The 17520-nt window shown below is 65.0% G+C and carries 14 protein-coding genes and 1 pseudogene; 10 read left to right on the top strand and 5 right to left on the bottom strand.

Translation table 11 applies throughout. The features are described 5' to 3' along the window. Together WH367_RS06840 and WH367_RS06835 are read left to right on the top strand one after the other, a co-directional pair. Complete coding sequence (locus WH367_RS06840) at window positions 1-843, top strand: ABC transporter permease (protein WP_021024936.1); 843 nt, start codon at window positions 1-3, stop codon at window positions 841-843. A 34-nt stretch (window positions 844-877) separates the two neighbouring features. Further along, window positions 878-1543, top strand: coding sequence for an isochorismatase family cysteine hydrolase (locus tag WH367_RS06835; protein WP_339535037.1), 666 nt, complete (start codon window positions 878-880; stop codon window positions 1541-1543). Between the two features lie 55 nt (window positions 1544-1598). Here the strand turns inward: WH367_RS06835 and hrpA are convergent, their stop codons facing one another. From hrpA to WH367_RS06815, 4 genes are all read right to left on the bottom strand, one after another. Next, entirely contained in the window at window positions 1599-5669 is a 4071-nt protein-coding gene (hrpA, locus tag WH367_RS06830) for an ATP-dependent RNA helicase HrpA (RefSeq protein WP_339535035.1), read from the bottom strand. 81 nt (window positions 5670-5750) lie between these two features. Beyond that, window positions 5751-6509 carry a glycine-rich domain-containing protein gene (locus WH367_RS06825; protein WP_339535033.1) on the bottom strand — a complete coding sequence of 253 codons (759 nt, stop codon included), beginning with the start codon at window positions 6507-6509 and terminating at the stop codon, window positions 5751-5753. A gap of 48 nt (window positions 6510-6557) precedes the next feature. Further along, window positions 6558-7163 carry a flavin reductase family protein gene (locus WH367_RS06820; protein ID WP_339535032.1) on the bottom strand — a complete coding sequence of 202 codons (606 nt, stop codon included), beginning with the start codon at window positions 7161-7163 and terminating at the stop codon, window positions 6558-6560. A 79-nt stretch (window positions 7164-7242) separates the two neighbouring features. Then, entirely contained in the window at window positions 7243-8238 is a 996-nt protein-coding gene (locus WH367_RS06815) for a tripartite tricarboxylate transporter substrate binding protein (RefSeq protein WP_339535030.1), read from the bottom strand. A 264-nt stretch (window positions 8239-8502) separates the two neighbouring features. On the opposite strand from WH367_RS06815, the gene argA reads away from it, so the two are divergent. Beyond that, entirely contained in the window at window positions 8503-9849 is a 1347-nt protein-coding gene (argA, locus tag WH367_RS06810; RefSeq protein WP_021026037.1) for an amino-acid N-acetyltransferase, read from the top strand. Window positions 9850-9982: 133 nt separating this feature from the next. Here argA and bla read toward each other — a convergent pair whose 3' ends face one another. Then, complete coding sequence (gene bla / locus WH367_RS06805) at window positions 9983-10873, bottom strand: class A beta-lactamase (protein WP_445228083.1); 891 nt, start codon at window positions 10871-10873, stop codon at window positions 9983-9985. 116 nt (window positions 10874-10989) lie between these two features. Between bla and WH367_RS06800 the strand changes: the two genes are divergently transcribed. The 7 genes and pseudogenes from WH367_RS06800 to WH367_RS06770 all read left to right on the top strand — a co-directional run bounded on the left by WH367_RS06800 (window position 10990) and on the right by WH367_RS06770 (window position 17425). Next, window positions 10990-11886: a LysR substrate-binding domain-containing protein gene (locus WH367_RS06800; protein WP_339535029.1), complete on the top strand. Its 897-nt coding sequence runs from the start codon at window positions 10990-10992 to the stop codon at window positions 11884-11886. Window positions 11887-12033: 147 nt separating this feature from the next. Next, on the top strand, window positions 12034-12564 hold the full coding sequence (locus WH367_RS06795; protein WP_339535027.1) for a DUF3617 domain-containing protein: 531 nt from the start codon (window positions 12034-12036) through the stop codon (window positions 12562-12564). Window positions 12565-12876: 312 nt separating this feature from the next. Further along, window positions 12877-13533 (top strand): annotated as a pseudogene (trhO, locus tag WH367_RS06790) (oxygen-dependent tRNA uridine(34) hydroxylase TrhO); the annotation flags it as partial. A 321-nt stretch (window positions 13534-13854) separates the two neighbouring features. Then, on the top strand, window positions 13855-14502 hold the full coding sequence (locus WH367_RS06785) for a glutathione S-transferase (RefSeq protein ID WP_255343168.1): 648 nt from the start codon (window positions 13855-13857) through the stop codon (window positions 14500-14502). A 112-nt stretch (window positions 14503-14614) separates the two neighbouring features. Continuing rightward, complete coding sequence (locus WH367_RS06780) at window positions 14615-15694, top strand: acyltransferase family protein (RefSeq protein WP_339535025.1); 1080 nt, start codon at window positions 14615-14617, stop codon at window positions 15692-15694. Next, window positions 15691-16206, top strand: coding sequence for a dihydrofolate reductase (locus WH367_RS06775; protein ID WP_339535023.1), 516 nt, complete (start codon window positions 15691-15693; stop codon window positions 16204-16206). Before WH367_RS06780 ends, WH367_RS06775 begins: the two co-directional genes overlap by 4 nt. 133 nt (window positions 16207-16339) lie before the next feature. Then, window positions 16340-17425, top strand: a complete 1086-nt coding sequence (locus WH367_RS06770; RefSeq protein ID WP_339517996.1) for a metallophosphoesterase — start codon at window positions 16340-16342, stop codon at window positions 17423-17425. The last annotated feature ends 95 nt before the right edge of the window (window positions 17426-17520 follow it).

Here is a 17520-nt window from a genome sequence, read left to right as displayed (position 1 = left end):
ATGAGCACCGTCATGAACACCACCAACACGGCGGCCCCGGCCCAAGCCGACACCCGCAGCCCCGAATACCGCCAGTGGCTGGCCCAGATCCAGCGCCGCAAGCGCCTGGTGGCACTGAGCCGCGCAGGGCTCTTGCTGGCATTCCTGTTGATTTGGGAACTGCTCGCGCGCAGCCACATCCTCAACCCCATGCTCACCAGCTACCCGTCTGCCGTGCTGCCCACCCTGGTCGATCTGGCCCGCAACGGCGACCTGCTGGGCCACACCTGGATCACCTTCAAGGCCACGGTGATCGGCTTTGTCGTCAGCATGCTGCTGGGCATCGGCATGGCTGCCATGCTGTGGTGGAGCAGCTTTTTGAAAAAGGTGCTCGATCCTTTCCTCGTGATCGCCAATGCCATGCCCAAGATTGCCTTTGTGCCGATCTTCTACATCTGGCTGGGCTCGGAATACTCGGTCTACGGCATGGCGGTGGCCATCTCGCTGTTCATCACCATCATGGTGGTCTACGAAGGCTTTCAGGCCATCGACCCCAACAAGATCAAGCTGGCCACCACCTTGGGCGCCAGCAAGGCCCAGGTGATGAAGTATGTGGTCTTCCCCGGCAGCGTGCCCGCGGTGATTGCCGCGATCAAGATGAACATTGGCCTGTCCTTGATCGGCGTCATCGTCGGCGAGTTCCAGTCCTCGAGCGCCGGCCTGGGCTTTTTGATCGTCAACGGCAGCCAGGTGTTCAAGCTCAATGTGGTGATGGCGTCCATCGTCGTGCTGGCCTTGCTGTCGGCCGTGATGTACATGGCCGTCACCCGCCTGGAAAAAAGCGTGCAGCACCGCTACGCCTGATTTCTTAGAAACCCACACCAGAAAAGATAGCCCCATGCAGTTTGAGCCCTGGATTGAAGAGCGCGTGCTGGCCCGCCAGGGGGTGCTCCACCCCTATGACCAGTTGGACGCCGCGGCCACCGCCTTTGTCGTCGTGGACTTGCAAAACTACTACACCCAGCCCGGCTACCAGGGCGAATGCGCGCCAGCGCGCGCGATCTTTGCCAAGGTCAACCAGCTGGCAGCCGCGCTGCGCGCCAAGGGCGGCACCGTGGTGTGGATCAAGACCAGCGCCGATGGCGCCGACCAGTTCTGGTCACACCACCACCGCCATATGCTCACGCCCGAGCGCAGCGCGCGCCGGCTGCTGGAGTTGGGCAGCGGCCACGCCGGCTTTGCGATGCCGCCCACGCTCGATGTACAGCCGGGCGACCTCACGGTGGTCAAGCGCTGCTACAGCGCGCTGGCTCCCGGCGCCTCCGATCTCGACGCCGTCCTCAAGGCGCAGGGCGTGCGCACTGTCTTGATTGGCGGCACCGTCACCAACGTCTGCTGCGAATCCACCGCGCGCGACGCGATGATGCTGGACTACGCCACCATCATGGTCGACGATGCGCTGGCCGCCGTCACGCCCTATGAGCATGTCCACAGCCTCAACAACTGGATGCTGTTCTTTGGCGATGTGCTGACGGTGGACGAGGTGGTGGAACGCCTGGTTTGACAAAGAAAAACCGGCCATGTTGCGCAAGGCAGCATGGCCGGTTATCCCTAAGTCCTTACTGCTGCAACTGCTGCCAGACCTTGTCCAGCCGCTTGCTGCTGACCGGGTATGGCGTGCGCAGCTCCTGGGCAAAAAAGCTCACCCGCAGCTCTTCGAGCATCCAGCGGTACTCCTGCATACGCGCATCCACCTGGCCCTTGCGCTCTGCCACCAGGCGCCAATAGCGCTGCTCCAATGGCTGCAGTTCCTTCAACTTGGCGGCATCGCGGGCAGGGTCGGCCCGGTACTTATCGAGGCGCGCGGTGATCGCCTTCAGGTAACGGGCATAGTGTCCCAGCTGGGCCCAGGGCGCAATCGCGATAAAGTTCTTGGGCACCAGCTTTTGCAGCTGCTGCTGGGCATCGGCCGTGGCCTCAGGCGCGTTCTTGGTGTCCTTGATCTTGCGCACCGCCGCCATGTACTCCTGCAAAACGCCAGCGGCCATGCGCGCGACCTCGTTGGCGATCAAGGTCAGGCGCCCGCGCCCCTCCTGCACCCGCTGCTTGAACTGCTCAGCGTCCGCCGGCAGCGGCTCTTGCAAAAAGGCGCGGTCAATCGCCACATTGATGATCTGCTCGCGCAGCTCTTCCTGCGTGCCCAGCGGCATATAGACCACCGCCATCTTCTGCAGATCGGGAATGTTCTTTTCCAGGTACTTGAGCGCATCGCGGATCTGCAGCGCAAAGAGGCGCCGCAGGCCCAGCGCATGGCGGTTGGCTGCCACCTCGGGCTCGTCAAACACCTCGATGCCGACGCCGTTGCCGTGGTCGATCAGCGCCGGGAAACCAATCAGCGTCTGGTTGCCCTTCTTGATCTCCATGAGCTCGGGCAAGGCGCCAAAGCCCCAATCGGTCCAGAGCTTGTCGGCCGCATGCACGGGCCCCTGGGCCTTGCTGTGCGCCGCAGCGCTGGCTGCAGGCGCCGCCTTGCCACCTTGCTTGGCAGGGGCGGCAGGCGCTTGCGCCGGCGCTGGGGCTGCAGCACCATCAGCCTGCGGCGCGATCTTGAGCTCGGCCAGCGCCTGGAAGGCGCCACGGGCCTTGGCGCCCCACTGGGCCTTCAGGGCGCCCAGGTTGCGGCCCTGGCCCAGCTGGCGGCCATGCTCGTCGCTGATGCGGAAGTTCATGAACAGATGGGGGCTGAGCATGTCAAGCTTGAAGTCCGCCCGCTTGATGTCCAGCGAGGTCTCGTCGCGTGCCTGCTTGAGCAGCACCTCAACCAGGCTGCCCGCACCAAAGCGCTCGGCACTGCCCAGCAGCTCGGCCAGGCGCTGGGCGTTTTCAGCCAGTGGCACAAAGCGGCTGCGCGGGCGCTGGGGCAGGCTTTTGAGCAAGGCCTGGATCTTGTCCTTGAGCATGCCCGGCACCAGCCATTCAGCGCGTTCCTCGCTCACCTGGTTGAGCACAAAGAGCGGCACCGTCACGGTCACGCCGTCACGCGGGTCCCCGGGCTGGTGCAGGTAGCTGGCCGTGCAATCGACCCCGCCCATCTTGATGGTCTTGGGAAAGGCCGCCGTCGTGATGCCGGCGGCCTCATGGCGCATCAGCTCATCACGCGAGAGGCGCAGCAGATCGGGGTTGCGCGCGCTCTCGTCCTTGACCCAGCGCTCGAGCGCCCGGCCGGTGCAGATATCCTGCGGAATCTGCTGGTCGTAGAACGCATAGATCAGCGCATCGTCCACCAGCACATCCTGGCGGCGGCTCTTGTGCTCCAGCTCCTCGACCTTGGCAATCAGCTTCTGGTTGGCCTGCAAGAACGGCAGGCGCGTCTCCCAGTCGCCCTCAACCAGCGCCTGGCGGATAAAGATATCGCGCGCGCCTTGCGGGTCGATCTTGCCGTAGCTGATGCGGCGCTGGCTGTAGACCACGAGGCCATACAGGGTAGCGCGCTCATAGGCAGCCACTTCGCCCTGCTTTTTCTCCCAGTGCGGATCCAGCAACTGCTTGCGCAGCAGATGCGCGCCCACCTGCTCGAGCCACTGGGGCTCGATGGCGGCAATGCCGCGCCCGTAGAGGCGCGAGGTCTCGACCAGCTCGGCCGCCACAATCCAGCGGCCGGGTTTTTTGGACAGGTGCGCACCGGGGTGCGGGTGGAAGCGGATGCCCCGCGCGCCCAGGTAGCCATCGCCCTCCTCGGTCTTGAAGCCGATATTGCCCAAGAGGCCCGAGAGCATCGACAGATGCACGGCCTCATAGCCAGCGGCCTCCTCATTCATCGGCCAGCGCTGCTCCTTGACCACCGTCAGCAACTGCGAATGGATGTCACGCCACTCGCGCACGCGGCGGATATTGATGAAGTTCTGGCGCAGCAGCTGCTCCCACTGGCGGTTGCTGAGCTTGTGGCTGGCCTCATCCACCAACACGCTGTCCTGCGGTGTGAAAGCAGCCAGCGGCGCGGCGGACTCCACCGATGCAGTCGCACCGGTGCTGCGCTGGGCCACCGGCAAAAAGGCGGCATTGCGCCCTATCGCCTGGCCCTTGGCCGGGGCTGCTTGCTGCGCCATGTCCTTGCGGCTCTTGGCCACCACCTTGCCGCCACGCGCATCCTGCAGCCATTTCCACAGGCGCAGGTAGCCGCTGAACTCGCTTTTTTCGTCGTCAAACTTGGCATGCTGCTGGTCGGCCTGCTGCTGCGCTTCCAATGGGCGGTCGCGCACATCCTGCACGCTCAGCGCCGAGGCAATCACCAGCACCTCGGCCAGCGCGCCGCGCTCGCGCGCTTCGACAATCATGCGCGCCACGCGCGGGTCCAGCGGCAGGCGCGACAAGGCCTGGCCCATCGGCAGCAGCTCGCCTTGTTCATCGACCGCGCCCAGCTCGGCGAGCAGTTGGTAGCCGTCGGCAATGGCGCGGCCCGACGGTGCTTCGAGAAACGGAAAATTCACCACATCGCCCAGGCGCAAGGCCTTCATGCGCAGGATGACGCCGGCCAAGGACGAGCGCAGGATTTCCGGATCGGTAAAGGGGCTACGCGACTGGAAATCGGCCTCGTCATAGAGACGTATGCAGATACCGTTGGCCACGCGCCCGCACCGGCCAGCACGCTGGTTGGCCGCCGCCTGGCTGACGGGCTCGACCAGCAGCTGCTCGACCTTGCTGCGGAAGGAATAGCGCTTGACCCGGGCCGTGCCGGCATCGATCACATAGCGGATGCCGGGCACGGTGAGCGAGGTCTCGGCCACATTGGTGGCCAGCACGATGCGCCGGCCGGTATGGCCTTCAAAGATGCGGTCCTGCTCGGCCTGCGACAGGCGCGAGAAGAGCGGCAGCACCTCGGCATTGCGCAGCACCGGTGAGTGCTGCAGGTGCTTGCGCAGATGGTCGGCCGCCTCGCGAATCTCGCGCTCGCCAGGCAGAAATATCAGAATGTCGCCGCCAGCCCCGCCGGTCCACAGCTCATCGACGCCATCGGCAATCGCATCGTTGAGGTCGTAGTCCTTGGCATCTTCAAAGGGCCGGTAGCGCATCTCCACCGGGAAGGTGCGGCCCGAGACCATGATCACCGGCGCCGGGCCTTGCGGGCCGGCAAAGTGCTTGGCAAAGCGGTCGGCATCGATGGTGGCCGAGGTCACCACCACTTTCAGATCCGGGCGCTTGGGCAGGAGCTGGCGCAGATAGCCCAGCAAAAAGTCGATATTGAGGCTGCGCTCATGGGCCTCGTCGATGATCAAGGTGTCGTATTGCTTGAGCAGCGGATCGGTCTGGGTCTCGGCCAGCAAGATACCGTCAGTCATCAGCTTGACCGAGGCGTCCTTGGACAAACGGTCCTGGAAACGGACCTTGTAGCCCACCACATCGCCCAGCGGGGTCTGCAGCTCTTCGGCAATGCGCTTGGCCACGCTGCTGGCCGCAATACGGCGGGGCTGGGTGTGGCCGATCAAATGGCCGCGCACCTCGCCCTTGTCATTGGGGGTGGCATTGACCTTGCCGCGGCCCAGGGCCAGTGCAATCTTGGGCAGCTGGGTGGTTTTGCCCGATCCGGTCTCGCCGCAGACGATGATGACCTGGTGGCGGTCCATGGCCTCCATGATTTCATCACGGCGGGCGGAAACTGGCAGGGATTCGGGAAACGTAATCTTGAGCGACATAGGGGCAGCATTATCCCCGCAGCAAGCCCCCACAGGTTGCGAAGCCGCAACAACGCCTTGGGCCCACGCAGGCTTTGCCGCTCAATCGCTGCTGCCGCCCCCGCAGCTGCTTCCGCCACAACTGCTGCCGCTGCAGCTGGACGCGCCGCCCTCGCTGTCCGCACTGGTGCTGCTGCTCACCATATCGGAGCTATCGCCTGCGCTGCTGTCGCCACGGTGGCTGCCGCTGTCGCTGCTGGCGCTAGTACTGTTATCAGTACTGCTGCCGGCAGCCCCGGCACCAAGCCCTGCAGCGAACGCGCTGGCCCATTGGCCCAGCAACTGCGGCGGGTACAGCCAGCCATCGTCAATCGCGGCAGCGGCATCGAGCGCAAACAGCAGCGGTATGCCGCCCAGCAGTGCGCCCACCATATAGCGCCGGGTATGCATCGCCGCATTCCAGCTCGGCTGCATCGCTGCTGCCTGGCTCTGTGATGGCCCAGCGCTGGCGGCCTGCGCGGGCAGGTGGTGAAACATATGGCCAAAGGCCTGCTGGCAAAACTGCTGGTAGCGCCGCGTATCCAGAATAAAGGCATGCCAGAGCATATCGGCCAGGCGTGAGGGCATCTGCAGCTGCGCGCGGGGAGCGAGCCAGTGCATGATAAAAAACTGGCGCAGCGCCTCTTCGGCCTGCGCCAGGCTCGCGTCATTCAGATGCGGGTAGTCACGCCAGAGCGCCTTGCGGTAGGCGGCATCCAAGCGGTATTGCTGCAAAAAGCGCAGCTGGCGGCGTTTGCGCAGGGTGCGCCAACCCAGCAGGGCCAGGCCGACCGCCAGGATGGCCAGGAAGATCGGAAACATCAGGCCGACCCAGCGCCAAAGCCGGTGCGGATGCAGCCAGGCGCGCGATCAAGCCTTGGGCGCGGGCACATCAATCGCCTCCCCAATCGCATAGAAATGGCCACCCGCCACATAGTGCAAAGTGCGCAGGTCTTGCGGCGCAGTCTCGAAATGCCAGTGGCCCTCCCGGAACACCCGGTCATCGGCCCAGGCGCCGGTGACCTCGCCAATGAACAGGTCATAGCTGTGCTGGTTGTGCGGCTCGGGCAGCAGGCGGCATTCCAGCCAGGCGGCGCAGCCAGCGACCAAGGGCGTCTGCTGACCGGGGGCATCAAACAGCTGCACACCCGATTGGGCGAGCTTGCCCGGCTGCTGCAGCGCGCTGACCGTGCCCAGCTCCACCGTCAAGGCGGCGATGGGCACGGTGGGCAGCTGCAGCGCAAAGCGGCCGCTGGCCTCGACCAGCGCGCGGGTGCGCGCGGCCTTGTCCAGCACCACGGTCACCTTGGGCGGTGTGAAGTCCAGCGCGCAGGCCCAGGCGGCGGCCATCACATTGCGCTCGCCGCCATGGGCGGCGGACACGAGCACCGTGGGGCCGTGGTTGAGCAGGCGGTAGGCTTTTTCCAGCGCCACCGGTTGGAAATGGGGGTCGGCGCTGCCAGAGATCAGGTCCATAGAGGGGGTCTGCAAGTACAAGATCCCTCCATTGTGCATGCCTGCACCACCGAGCGCATCAAGCCGCGCAGCCTCCCGCTCAATCGATGCGGATCTGCGCGGCCTTGACCACCCGCGCCCATTTGTCGATCTCCGACTGCAGGCGCTGCGCCATCTCCTCGGGCGTGCCGGGGTCGGCCTCGGCGCCCGCCACATAGAGGCGCTGGCGCACTTCCTGGGCGCGCATCACCTGGTTGAAATCGGCATTGACCTTGGCAACGATCTCCTTGGGCGTGCCCGCCGGCGCAAACAGCGCCGCCCAGGAATAGGCCTCATAGCCAGGCAAGCCCTGCTCGGCAATGGTGGGCACCTCGGGCATCAGCGCCGAGCGCTTGGGGCTGGCAACGCCCAGCACGCGGACCTTGCCGCTCTTGATATGGCCGATGGCGGTGGGCGCGTCGCTGAACATCATGGCCACCTGGCCGCCCAGCACATCGGTCATCGCCGGGGCGCTGCCCTTGTAGGGAATGTGCAAGAGCTTGGTGCCGGCATGCATGTTGAACAGCTCCCCGGCCAGGTGTGTGCCACCGCCATTGCCCGACGAGGCAAAGGCCAGGTTGCTGCCCGGCTTTTTGGCCAGCGCGATCAGCTCCTGCACATTCTTGGCAGGCACGCTGGGGTTGACCACCAGGAACACCGGGAACATGGCCGCAAAGCTCACCGGCACAAAGTCCTTCTGGATGTCATAGCTCAGCTTGGGATGCAGCGAGGGGTTGACCGAATGGTGGATTGCGCCGACAAACAGGCTGTAGCCGTCGGCCGGTTGGCGCGACGCCGTCTCCGCGCCAATGATGCCGCCGCCGCCCGCACGGTTGTCGATAAACGTGCCCTGGCCCCAGAGCTGGCCCAGCGGCGGCACAAAAGCCCGTGCCGTCGTATCAACCGGGCCGCCGGGTGGAAAGGGAACAATGAATTTCACCTGCTTGCTGGGATAGTCGGCCGCATGCGCAGCCCCCGTATGCAGCAAAGGCAGGCCGGCGGCCAGGGGCGCTGCGCCCAGCGCCAGCAGCTGGCGGCGGTTGATGGTGGTGGTCATGCTTGTCTCCAGGCTATTTTTTGCAAAACCGCCATCATCGGCCCGGCGCGCCGGTTTGCCCACACCTGCGCCGTTTGTGATTGCGAAACCTCCACTTCGCGCCAGCCAAAATGGACAGCGCAGCACTGATGGATTTTTCCCATGGCGCTGAAGTCAAATCTGCAGCCAACTGCATGCAGGCGCGCGATGTTTGTATAACAATAGCGGCAGCCGCAAACCGCCGATCTGGCGTGCTTCTAGGAAATACCCCCACACCCCACCCCCATGTCCGCTGTATTCAATTTCACCTTTGTGCCCTGGTTCCGCTCGGTGGCGCCTTATATCCATAAGTTTCGCAACCAGACTTTTGTAGTGGGCGTGACAGGTGAGGCGATTGCAGCGGGCAAGCTGCAGTCGATTGCCCAGGATCTGGCCTTGATCCAGGCGCTGGGTGTCAAGATCGTGCTGGTCCATGGTTTTAGGCCCCAGGTCAATGAGCAGCTGGCGGCCAAGGGCCATGCGCCGCGTTACTCGCATGGCATCCGGGTGACCGATTCGGTGGCGCTCGACTGCGCCCAGGAGGCCGCGGGCCAGCTGCGCTTCGAGATTGAAGCGGCCTTCAGCCAGGGCCTGCCCAATACCCCGATGGCCGGCGCCACGGTGCGCGTGATCTCGGGCAACTTCGTCACCGCGCGCCCGGTCGGCATTGTCGATGGCGTCGATTTCATGCATTCGGGCCTGGTGCGCAAGGTCGATGTTGGCGGCATCCACCGCACCCTGGACATGGGCGCGATGGTACTGGTCTCGCCGTTTGGCTTCTCGCCCACGGGCGAGGCCTTCAACCTCAGCATGGAAGAAGTGGCCACGCGCGTGGCCATTGAGCTCAAAGCCGACAAGCTGATGTTTCTCACCGAAGTGGCCGGCATCCGCCTGAACCCGCTGGAGCCCGAAGGAGAAGACAACCCGGTCGACACCGAGCTGCCGCTGGATGTGGCGCAAAAGCTGCTTGCCCAGTTGCCGCCCGCCACCTTGCCCACCGATGTCGGTTTTTATCTGCAGCATTGCGTCAAGGCCTGCAAGGAAGGCGTGGAGCGCAGCCACATCCTGCCCTTTGCGACCGACGGCGCGCTGCTGCTGGAAGTCTATGTGCACGATGGCATCGGCACCATGGTGATTGATGAGCGCCTCGAAGAGCTGCGCGAGGCCAAGCCCGATGATGTCGGCGGCATTTTGCAGCTGATCGAGCCTTTCGAGAAGGACGGCACCCTGGTCAAGCGCAGCCGCACCGAGATCGAGCGTGATATCTCCGCCTACACCATCATCGAGCACGATGGCGTGATCTTTGGCTGCGCGGCCCTCTACCCCTACCCGGAAGCGGGCACCGCCGAGATGGCTGCCGTCACCGTATCGCCGCAAAGCCAGGGCACGGGCGACGGCGAAAAGCTGCTCAAGCGCATCGAGCAACGCGCCCGCGCCACGGGCCTCAAGAGCATTTTTGTGCTCACCACCCGCACGATGCACTGGTTCCTCAAGCGCGGCTTCCAGCCGGTGGACCCGGACTGGCTGCCCGAGCAGCGCAAGGCCAAGTACAACTGGAGCCGCAAGAGCCAGGTGCTGGTCAAGTACCTGTGATCGCCCGGCGCTAACGCGCCAAGGGGCCCTGCCCGCGCCGGCAGCGCCCTTGACCCAAACTGCCCCTGACAAGGGGCAGTTCTGTTTGAAGCGGGGCGATCAGCGCCCGATCCATCCCCCATTCAATCCCCAGTTAGCCCCAAAGCTTCACCAGCTCGGCGGCCACCCGGGCCAGTGCCGCATCGCGCGCCTTGGGCTCGGCCTTGCACTCGGTCAAGTAGCTGGTCACCAGAATCGGCGTCGCAGCACCGGGCGCCCACAGCAGGCCAATGTCGTTGCGGGTGCCCGGTCCCGAGCCGGTCTTGTCCGCCACCTTCCAGCCCGGGGCACCTGCACGCAGGCAGTGGTCGCCCGTCGTATTGGCTTGCATCCAGCCGACGAGTATTTCGCGGTTGGCGGCGCTCAAGGCCTTGCCCAGGGTCAGCGCGCGCATGCTGCTCAGCATCGCCAGCGGGCTGGTCGTATCGCGCACATCGCCGGGTTTGGATTCGCTCATCGCCGGCTCGATGCGGTCCAGCCGCGTGGTCGGGTCACCCAAGCTGCGCATATAGGCGGTAAAACTGGCCGGGCCACCCACGCGCTCCAGCAGCAGGTTCGCAGCGCCGTTGTCGCTGATCGTCATGATGGCGTCGCACAGCGCCTCAACCGTCATCGGGGCCTTGCCGGCAAATTTCTCGGTCACCGGCGAATGCTCAACCAGCACCGAGCGGTCAAACGTCAGCATCGCATCCAGCCGGTCCTGGCCGGCGTCCACACGCGAGAGCACCTGGGCGGCCAGCAACATCTTGAACGTGCTGCACATCGCAAAGCGCTCATTCTGGCGCCAGCCCAGCGCCGCGCCGGTCACGGTGTTCAGCGCCGACACGCCCAGGCGCCCGCCCACTGCGCGCTCGAGGGCCTGCATGGCCTGGGCAAACTGGCGCTCTGCCGCCTTGTCTGCCGATGGCGCAGCGGCCCAGGCGCGTGCGGAGGTGGCGACCAGGCTGGCAGCACCCATAGTCAAGAAAAACTTTCTTCTGTACATGGCTTTCAATCCTTAAAATTCGTTGTTATCCGGTGGACAGGCGTAAATTTACCGAGATCTCGCACGCTTGACCAACGATGAAAACCAAGAAAACCCACAAGAAAAACTTATAGCTTATGCACCTGCCTTTGAATGCCCTGCGCGCCTTCGATGCCGCAGCACGCCACCTCAACCTGACGCGGGCGGCGCTGGAGCTGCATGTGACCCAGGCCGCCATCAGCCAGCACATTCGCCAGCTCGAAGACCAGCTGGGCAAACCGCTGTTTCGCCGCCTGCCGCGCGGCCTGGCGTTGACCGATGAAGGCATGGCCCTGGTGCCGGCGGTGGCCCAGGCCTTTGGCAGCCTGTCGCGCGCCTTGGCCCAGGTGCAGGACAGGCGGCCGCACGAGGTGCTGTCGGTCGGCGTCGTGGGCACGTTTGCGGTGGGCTGGCTGCTGCCCCGGCTGCGCGCCTTTCAGGAGGCCCATGCCTTTGTCGACCTGCGCCTGTTCACCCACAACAACCGGGTGGACCTGGCGGGTGAAGGCTGGGACTGCGCGATCCGCTTTGGCGATGGCGCCTGGCATGGCACGGCGGCCCGGCAGCTGCTGCAGGCGCCGCTCACACCTATGTGCGCCCCAGCGATTGCCGCACGCCTGCAGCAGCCGGCCGACCTGGCGCGCGAGACCTTGCTGCGCACCTACCGCGCGGGCGAGTGGGAGCATTGGTTCGCCCAGAACAAGCTCGCCTGCCCCAGCCTGCGCGGCACCGTGTTCGATTCATCGCTCACGCTGGCCGAAGCGGCAGCGCAGGGCCTGGGCGTCGCGCTGCTGCCCTTGCGCCTGTTTTCCCGGGACCTGCAGGCAGGCCGCCTGGTCGCGCCGCTCGCGCAGACCTTGGACACCGGCAGCTACTGGCTCACGCAGCTGAAATCGCGCAGCCCCACGTTGGCGATGCAGACCTTCGAGCGCTGGCTGCTCGCGCAATGCGGGCAGGAGCAGCCCCCCGATACGCGCGCTGCAGCGCTGCCCTAGCACGCCGCCGGGTGCTCTCCTACACGCGGCCCGGCCCTTGTCAGACAATGCGTGGGCAGCGCGCCGCCTAGGATATAAAGTAACGACGCGTTCTTGTACAAAAACACGCTGCAGCGATGCGGCATGACAACCACCGAGAGGACATCCATGCTTTCTACCCGTTACCTCGCCTCCCTGTCCGCCGTGGCCGTCGCCTTGCTGGCCGCCGGTTGCGCCACCACCGGCGACATCGAAGACCTGCCCCGCCCCAAGTCGGGCCACTGGCAGATCAGCTCCACGGACCAGGAAGGCCAGACCGTCCAGTTCCAGGACTGCATGGACAAGGACACCTTCTACAAGACCCGTGAGCTGCAAAAGGCCAAGTACGATGTGCAGCAATGCAAGACCGCGAGCCTGAAGGACAGCAATGGCTGGCAATTCACCTCCAACTGCAAGGTCGGCCAGACCGAGCAGCGCATCGAGAGCAGCCGCAAGATCACCGGCGACTTCCAGCACAACTTCCATGTGCTGTCGGTCACCAAGCAGCAGATGCCCGATGGCAGCACGGTAGAGACCACCCGCAATATCAAGGGCGAGTATCTGGGCGCCTGCCCCGCCGGCATCAACCCCGGTGACCGCGTCTTTGAAGGCGGCGGCAAGATCAACTTCTACGACATCACGGGCCTGAGCCCCAAGTGATCAGGCAGCGGTAAGCGTGCAAGCACCGTAAACACCGCCCGGCCCTGCCGGGCTTTTTTACGCCTGCACGCTGGGCCATTTTGCTGATCCAGGTCTAGAAATGGGCGATTCAGATACAGTACGATGTTCAGCCGTTGGACTGCAGCCCGCCCGCCATGGGGATGCCTGCGCAGGCCACCCTGCCGGCACTAGCCCCATGGGGCCACCCCAAGTTGGTGGATCGAAGGGCTCTCCTCCAGTCCACCTGGCTTTTCCTATGCACTACCCCGAAAGATACGGCCTGCGGGCGCGCATTTTTCGCAGATTTTCTCCATGTCCCAGCAATACCTTACCGCCGCGCTTTACCAGTTCATCGATCTGCCGGAGTTTGCCCAGTGGCAGCAGCCCTTGCAGGCGCTGTGTGACCAGCACCAGGTCAAGGGCCTGCTGCTGCTCGCCCATGAAGGTATCAACGGCACGATTGCTGGCCTGCCCGGCGATGTGCATGCGGTGCTGGACTGGCTCAAGCGCGACCCGCGCCTGACCCATCTGGTGCACAAGGAGGCGCATGCCGACAGCAACCCCTTCTACCGCATGCGCGTGCGCCTCAAGCAGGAGATTGTGACCTTGGGCGTGCCCGAGTTGAACCCGGCGCGCAATGCCGGCCAGTATGTCAAGCCCGAGGACTGGAATGCGCTGATCAGCCAGCCCGATGTGGTGCTGGTCGACACGCGCAATGACTACGAGGTGGGCATTGGCAGCTTTGAGGGCGCAATCAACCCGCACACCAAGAGCTTTACCGAGTTTCCACAATGGGTGGCCGAGCAGTCCCAGCCCGGCGGCGCGCTGCATGGCAAGCAAAAGGTGGCGATGTTCTGCACCGGAGGCATCCGCTGCGAAAAATCCACCGCCTACATGAAGACCCAGGGCTTTGACCAGGTCTACCACCTCGAAGGCGGCATCCTCAAGTACCTGGAGACGGTGGCCGAGGACGAGTCGATGTGGTGGGGCGACTGCTTTGTGTTTGACGAGCGCGTCTCGGTCGGCCACGGCCTGGTGCGCGGCCCGCACCAGCTGTGCCGCAGCTGCCGCATGCCGCTGGGCGCGGCCGAGCTGGCCCACGCCCACTATGTGCGCGGCGTCAGCTGCCCCTACTGCCATGGCAGCCGCACGCCTGAGCAACTGCAGTCGCTGGCCGAGCGCCAGCGGCAGATGGACCTGGCGCAGGAGCGCGGTGACACCCATCTGGGCCACACCCAGGCCAGCTCACAGCAATCGCGCCAGCAAAAGATCGCCGCGCAGCAGCAGGCCTTGCAAGGCCTGCCGGTGCTGTACTCGTTTCGCCGCTGCCCCTATGCGATGCGGGCCCGCCTGGCGCTGGCCTATGCAGGCATTGCCTGCCAGCTGCGCGAGGTCGTCCTCAAGGACAAGCCCCAGGCGCTACTGGATGCATCGCCCAAGGCCACCGTGCCGGTGCTGGTGCTGGCCGATGGCACGGTGCTCGAAGAGAGCCTGGAGATCATGCTCTGGGCGCTGCGCCAGAACGACCCCGATCAGTGGCTCAGCCCCACCGCCGGCAGCCTGGGCGAGATGCAGGCGCTGATCGCCCGCCATGACAGCGAATTCAAACCGGCGCTGGACCGCTGCAAATACCCCAGCCGCTACCCGCAAGCAGACGCCGCTGCCGCAGCGGCCACTGCCCAGGCCTTTTTGGGTGCACTGAACCAGCAGCTGGCTGCGACCGGCTACCTGTTTGGCCGCGACCCGAGCCTGGCCGACATGGCCATCCGCCCCTTTGTGCGCCAGTTTGCCGGCATCGATGAGGCTGCATGGCAGAATCACCCCTGGCCCCATCTGCAAGCCTGGCTGCTGCGTCTGACCGATTCAGCACTGTTCGAGCAGGTGATGGAAAAATACCCTGCCTGGCACCCGGACGAAGCGGGCGTGCTGTTCCGCTGAGCGGACACCGCCCCTGCCGGCACGCAAGTGACAAGCACTGCCTGCGGATGCGCACCCCAGCGCCCGCTGCAGCGCTTGCCCGGCATTGACCGCCTGCGCCCACCACCGTGCCATGATCCAGTCCATCCAGATTCTGCGTTTTGCTGCCGCCCTGTGGGTGGCGCTCTACCATGCGCGGACCTATAGCTTCTTCCCCGAGCTTCCTGGCTGGCTGCGCGCCATTGCCGAAGGCGGCTTTGTCGGTGTCGATATCTTCTTTGTGATCAGCGGCGTCATCATGGCGCTGGCCACCAGCAACACACCCACCGGCCTGCGTCCTTCCGCCCAGTTTGTGGCCACCCGTTTTTCCCGCATCTACACCGGCTGGTGGCCGGCGATGCTGCTGTACGTCGTCGGTTTGCAGGCGCTGGGCGCCATGCCGCCGGATGTGAACCTGCTGTCGTCGGCGCTGCTCTACCCAGCCAATTTCAGCCTGCACATCAATGCGGTGACCTGGACCCTGGTCTTTGAGCTGTATTTCTACCTGCTCATTGGCGCCAGCCTGCTCTTGCCCAAGCCCTGGCGCGACCGGGCCCTCTCTGCCTGGGGCCTGACCATGGTGGTGCTGGTGCTGTACTACGCGGCCACCGGCCGCTACCGGCCGGACATGTTTGCGCAGACCACACCACTCATCTGGTTCTATGCCGCGCCCCTGGTGCTGGAATTCTTTGCCGGCTATTTCATGTACCGCTTTTTGCAGCGCTACCCGCAGCAGCGCTGGTACGCCTGGCTGCTGGCCAGTGCACTGCTAGGCGCCACAGCGGTGTACTACAGCCACACCGCCACTTTGTATGCGCCTGGCATCGTCGGTTTTTACCACTGGGCGGACCGCGCGCTGCTGGTGGGCAGCGCCACCACCGCCCTGGTGGCGGCAGCCTTGCTGCTGCCAACGCCCCAGCACCGGGCATGGCAGCTGCTCGCCAAGCTCGGCGACTATTCCTTTGCAATCTATTTGCTGCATCTGCTGGTGTTCCAGCTCGTGCAACGCGCCATCACATCGATGGCGCTCGACATTCCCCACCGCTCGCTCAGCCTGCTGCTGGTGCTGGCGGCCTTGGTCGCGCTGTCGGCCCTGTACTACCACGCGATCGAACACCCCATTTACCAGGCCTGCCGGCACGCCATTGCGCGCTGGGCGGCCCGCACGCCATGACCCCAGCCCGTATCCATCTGATCTTTGCCCGCGCCCGCAATGGCGTCATCGGCCGCGACAACCAACTGCCCTGGCACCTGCCCGAGGACATGGCCTTTTTCAAGCAAAAGACGGCGGGAGGCACTGTCGTCATGGGCCGCAAGACCTGGGATTCGCTGCCGCCGCGCTTTCGCCCGCTGCCAGGCCGCGATAACGTGGTCGTCACGCGCCAAAGCGGCTGGCAGCCCAGCCCCGCCAGCGAACGCGTCCATGTCGCCGCTGATCTGGAGCAGGCACTCAGCACGGCCCAGGCGCTGGGCCAGCCCGTCTGGGTGATTGGCGGGGCGCAGATCTATGCCCAGTCGCTGGCCCTGGCCGACGAAGTCTGGGTGACCGAGATCGACCAGGATTTTGACGGCGATGCCCATGCGCCGGTGCTCGGCAGCCAGTGGCAAGAGGTCTCGCGTGAGCGCCACACCAGCAGCAACGGCCTGCCCTTTGCGTTTGTCTGCTACCAGCGCCAGCCCGCCTGAGCGCGCCGCTCACCGATGGCACCACGCTGGTGCGGCGCAGCAAATTCATGCAAAATGGATTTCATCGAATAGCAATCTGTGGCGCACCGGGCCCCAAGCACCGGGCGCTGCAACAAGACGGAACACTGTGACGATGAGCCTGGTACAAGCGTTGCCCGCCGGCCCGTTGGATGTGATCGGCGATGTGCACGGCGAGCGCCAGGCACTGGAGTCGCTGGTTCGGCATCTGGGCTATGACGACCATGGCGGCCACCCGGCAGGCCGCACGCTGGTGTTTGTTGGCGATTTCTGCGACCGGGGCCCGGACAGCCCCGGCGTGCTGGCGCTGGTGCGCCGCTGGGTAGAAAACGGCCATGCCTGCGCGGTGCTCGGCAACCATGAAATCAACCTGCTGCGCGAAGATGCCAAGGACGGCTCGGGCTGGTACTTTGACGAGCGCATCGAGGCCGACAACCGCAAATACGCGCCCTATGTGCGCGCGGACCAGGCCTTTGACGACGAAATGCTGCCCTTTTTGCGCCAGCTGCCGCTCGCGCTGGAGCGGCCCGACCTGCGCATCGTCCATGCCGCCTGGATCGACGACAAGATCAACCAGGCCCGCGCGCTGCGGCCCGGCCATGTCGCCCAGGACTATGACCGCCTGGAGCAAGAAGCCTACCTGCACGCCAAGACCTTGGGCATTCCGGCCCGGCTGAAGGCCGAAAACCAGGCCTGGCCCTACCACCTGGAAGACGGCGCCCATTGCCCGCCGTTCATGCCCGCGCATGCGGACAGCGAGCTGAACAAATCCCAGTACAACCCCTTGAAGGTGCTCAGCTGCGGTGTGGAGCGCCGCGGCAGCGAGCCCTTCTATGCCGGCGGCAAATGGCGCTTTGTCGAGCGTGTGGCGTGGTGGGATGCCTATACCGACAACACACCCGTCATCGTCGGCCACTACTGGCGCCGCATCCATGAGCTTGACCGCTCGGTGCTGGGCAAGGGTGACCAGGATTTGTTCGCCGATATCAACCCGCATGCCTGGCATGGCCTGCGCGGCAATGTGTTTTGCGTGGACTTCTCCGTGGGCGCGCGCTGGACGGCCCGGCTCGCCGGCCAGCCGCCTGAGCAGGATTTCAAGCTCGCAGCGCTGCGCTGGCCCGAGCGGGTGCTGATGCTCGACGATGGCAGCGCGGCGCCCACCACGCACTTTCTGCAGGCGCCCGCACCGGCGCTGGTTTGACGCCCCAGCTACACATTCAGACGCGAAAAAGCGGCCAATGGCCGCTTCGTCGTTGATGGGCCGGAGCCCTCTGCACCTTGGCAAGGCGCAAGGGC

It is taken from the genome of Comamonas sp. MYb21 (assembly GCF_037479395.1).
In the GTDB taxonomy this organism is placed as follows: domain Bacteria; phylum Pseudomonadota; class Gammaproteobacteria; order Burkholderiales; family Burkholderiaceae_C; genus Comamonas.
The sequence above is the reverse complement of the archived record's forward strand: the minus strand, read 5'-3'. Positions and strand labels throughout refer to the sequence as shown.

What these genes read in the sequence shown, in the direction of transcription:
- hrpA (WP_339535035.1), bottom strand. Translation starts at nt 5,669, where the DNA reads ATGTCGCTCAAGATTACGTTTCCCGAATCCCTGCCAGTTTCCGCCCGC.
- argA (WP_021026037.1), top strand. Translation starts at nt 8,503, where the DNA reads ATGTCCGCTGTATTCAATTTCACCTTTGTGCCCTGGTTCCGCTCGGTG.
- WH367_RS06770 (WP_339517996.1), top strand. Translation starts at nt 16,340, where the DNA reads ATGAGCCTGGTACAAGCGTTGCCCGCCGGCCCGTTGGATGTGATCGGC.
- WH367_RS06840 (WP_021024936.1), top strand. Translation starts at nt 1, where the DNA reads ATGAGCACCGTCATGAACACCACCAACACGGCGGCCCCGGCCCAAGCC.
- WH367_RS06815 (WP_339535030.1), bottom strand. Translation starts at nt 8,238, where the DNA reads ATGACCACCACCATCAACCGCCGCCAGCTGCTGGCGCTGGGCGCAGCG.
- WH367_RS06800 (WP_339535029.1), top strand. Translation starts at nt 10,990, where the DNA reads ATGCACCTGCCTTTGAATGCCCTGCGCGCCTTCGATGCCGCAGCACGC.
- bla (WP_445228083.1), bottom strand. Translation starts at nt 10,873, where the DNA reads ATGTACAGAAGAAAGTTTTTCTTGACTATGGGTGCTGCCAGCCTGGTC.
- WH367_RS06780 (WP_339535025.1), top strand. Translation starts at nt 14,615, where the DNA reads ATGATCCAGTCCATCCAGATTCTGCGTTTTGCTGCCGCCCTGTGGGTG.
- WH367_RS06835 (WP_339535037.1), top strand. Translation starts at nt 878, where the DNA reads ATGCAGTTTGAGCCCTGGATTGAAGAGCGCGTGCTGGCCCGCCAGGGG.
- WH367_RS06795 (WP_339535027.1), top strand. Translation starts at nt 12,034, where the DNA reads ATGCTTTCTACCCGTTACCTCGCCTCCCTGTCCGCCGTGGCCGTCGCC.
- WH367_RS06825 (WP_339535033.1), bottom strand. Translation starts at nt 6,509, where the DNA reads ATGTTTCCGATCTTCCTGGCCATCCTGGCGGTCGGCCTGGCCCTGCTG.
- WH367_RS06820 (WP_339535032.1), bottom strand. Translation starts at nt 7,163, where the DNA reads ATGGACCTGATCTCTGGCAGCGCCGACCCCCATTTCCAACCGGTGGCG.
- WH367_RS06775 (WP_339535023.1), top strand. Translation starts at nt 15,691, where the DNA reads ATGACCCCAGCCCGTATCCATCTGATCTTTGCCCGCGCCCGCAATGGC.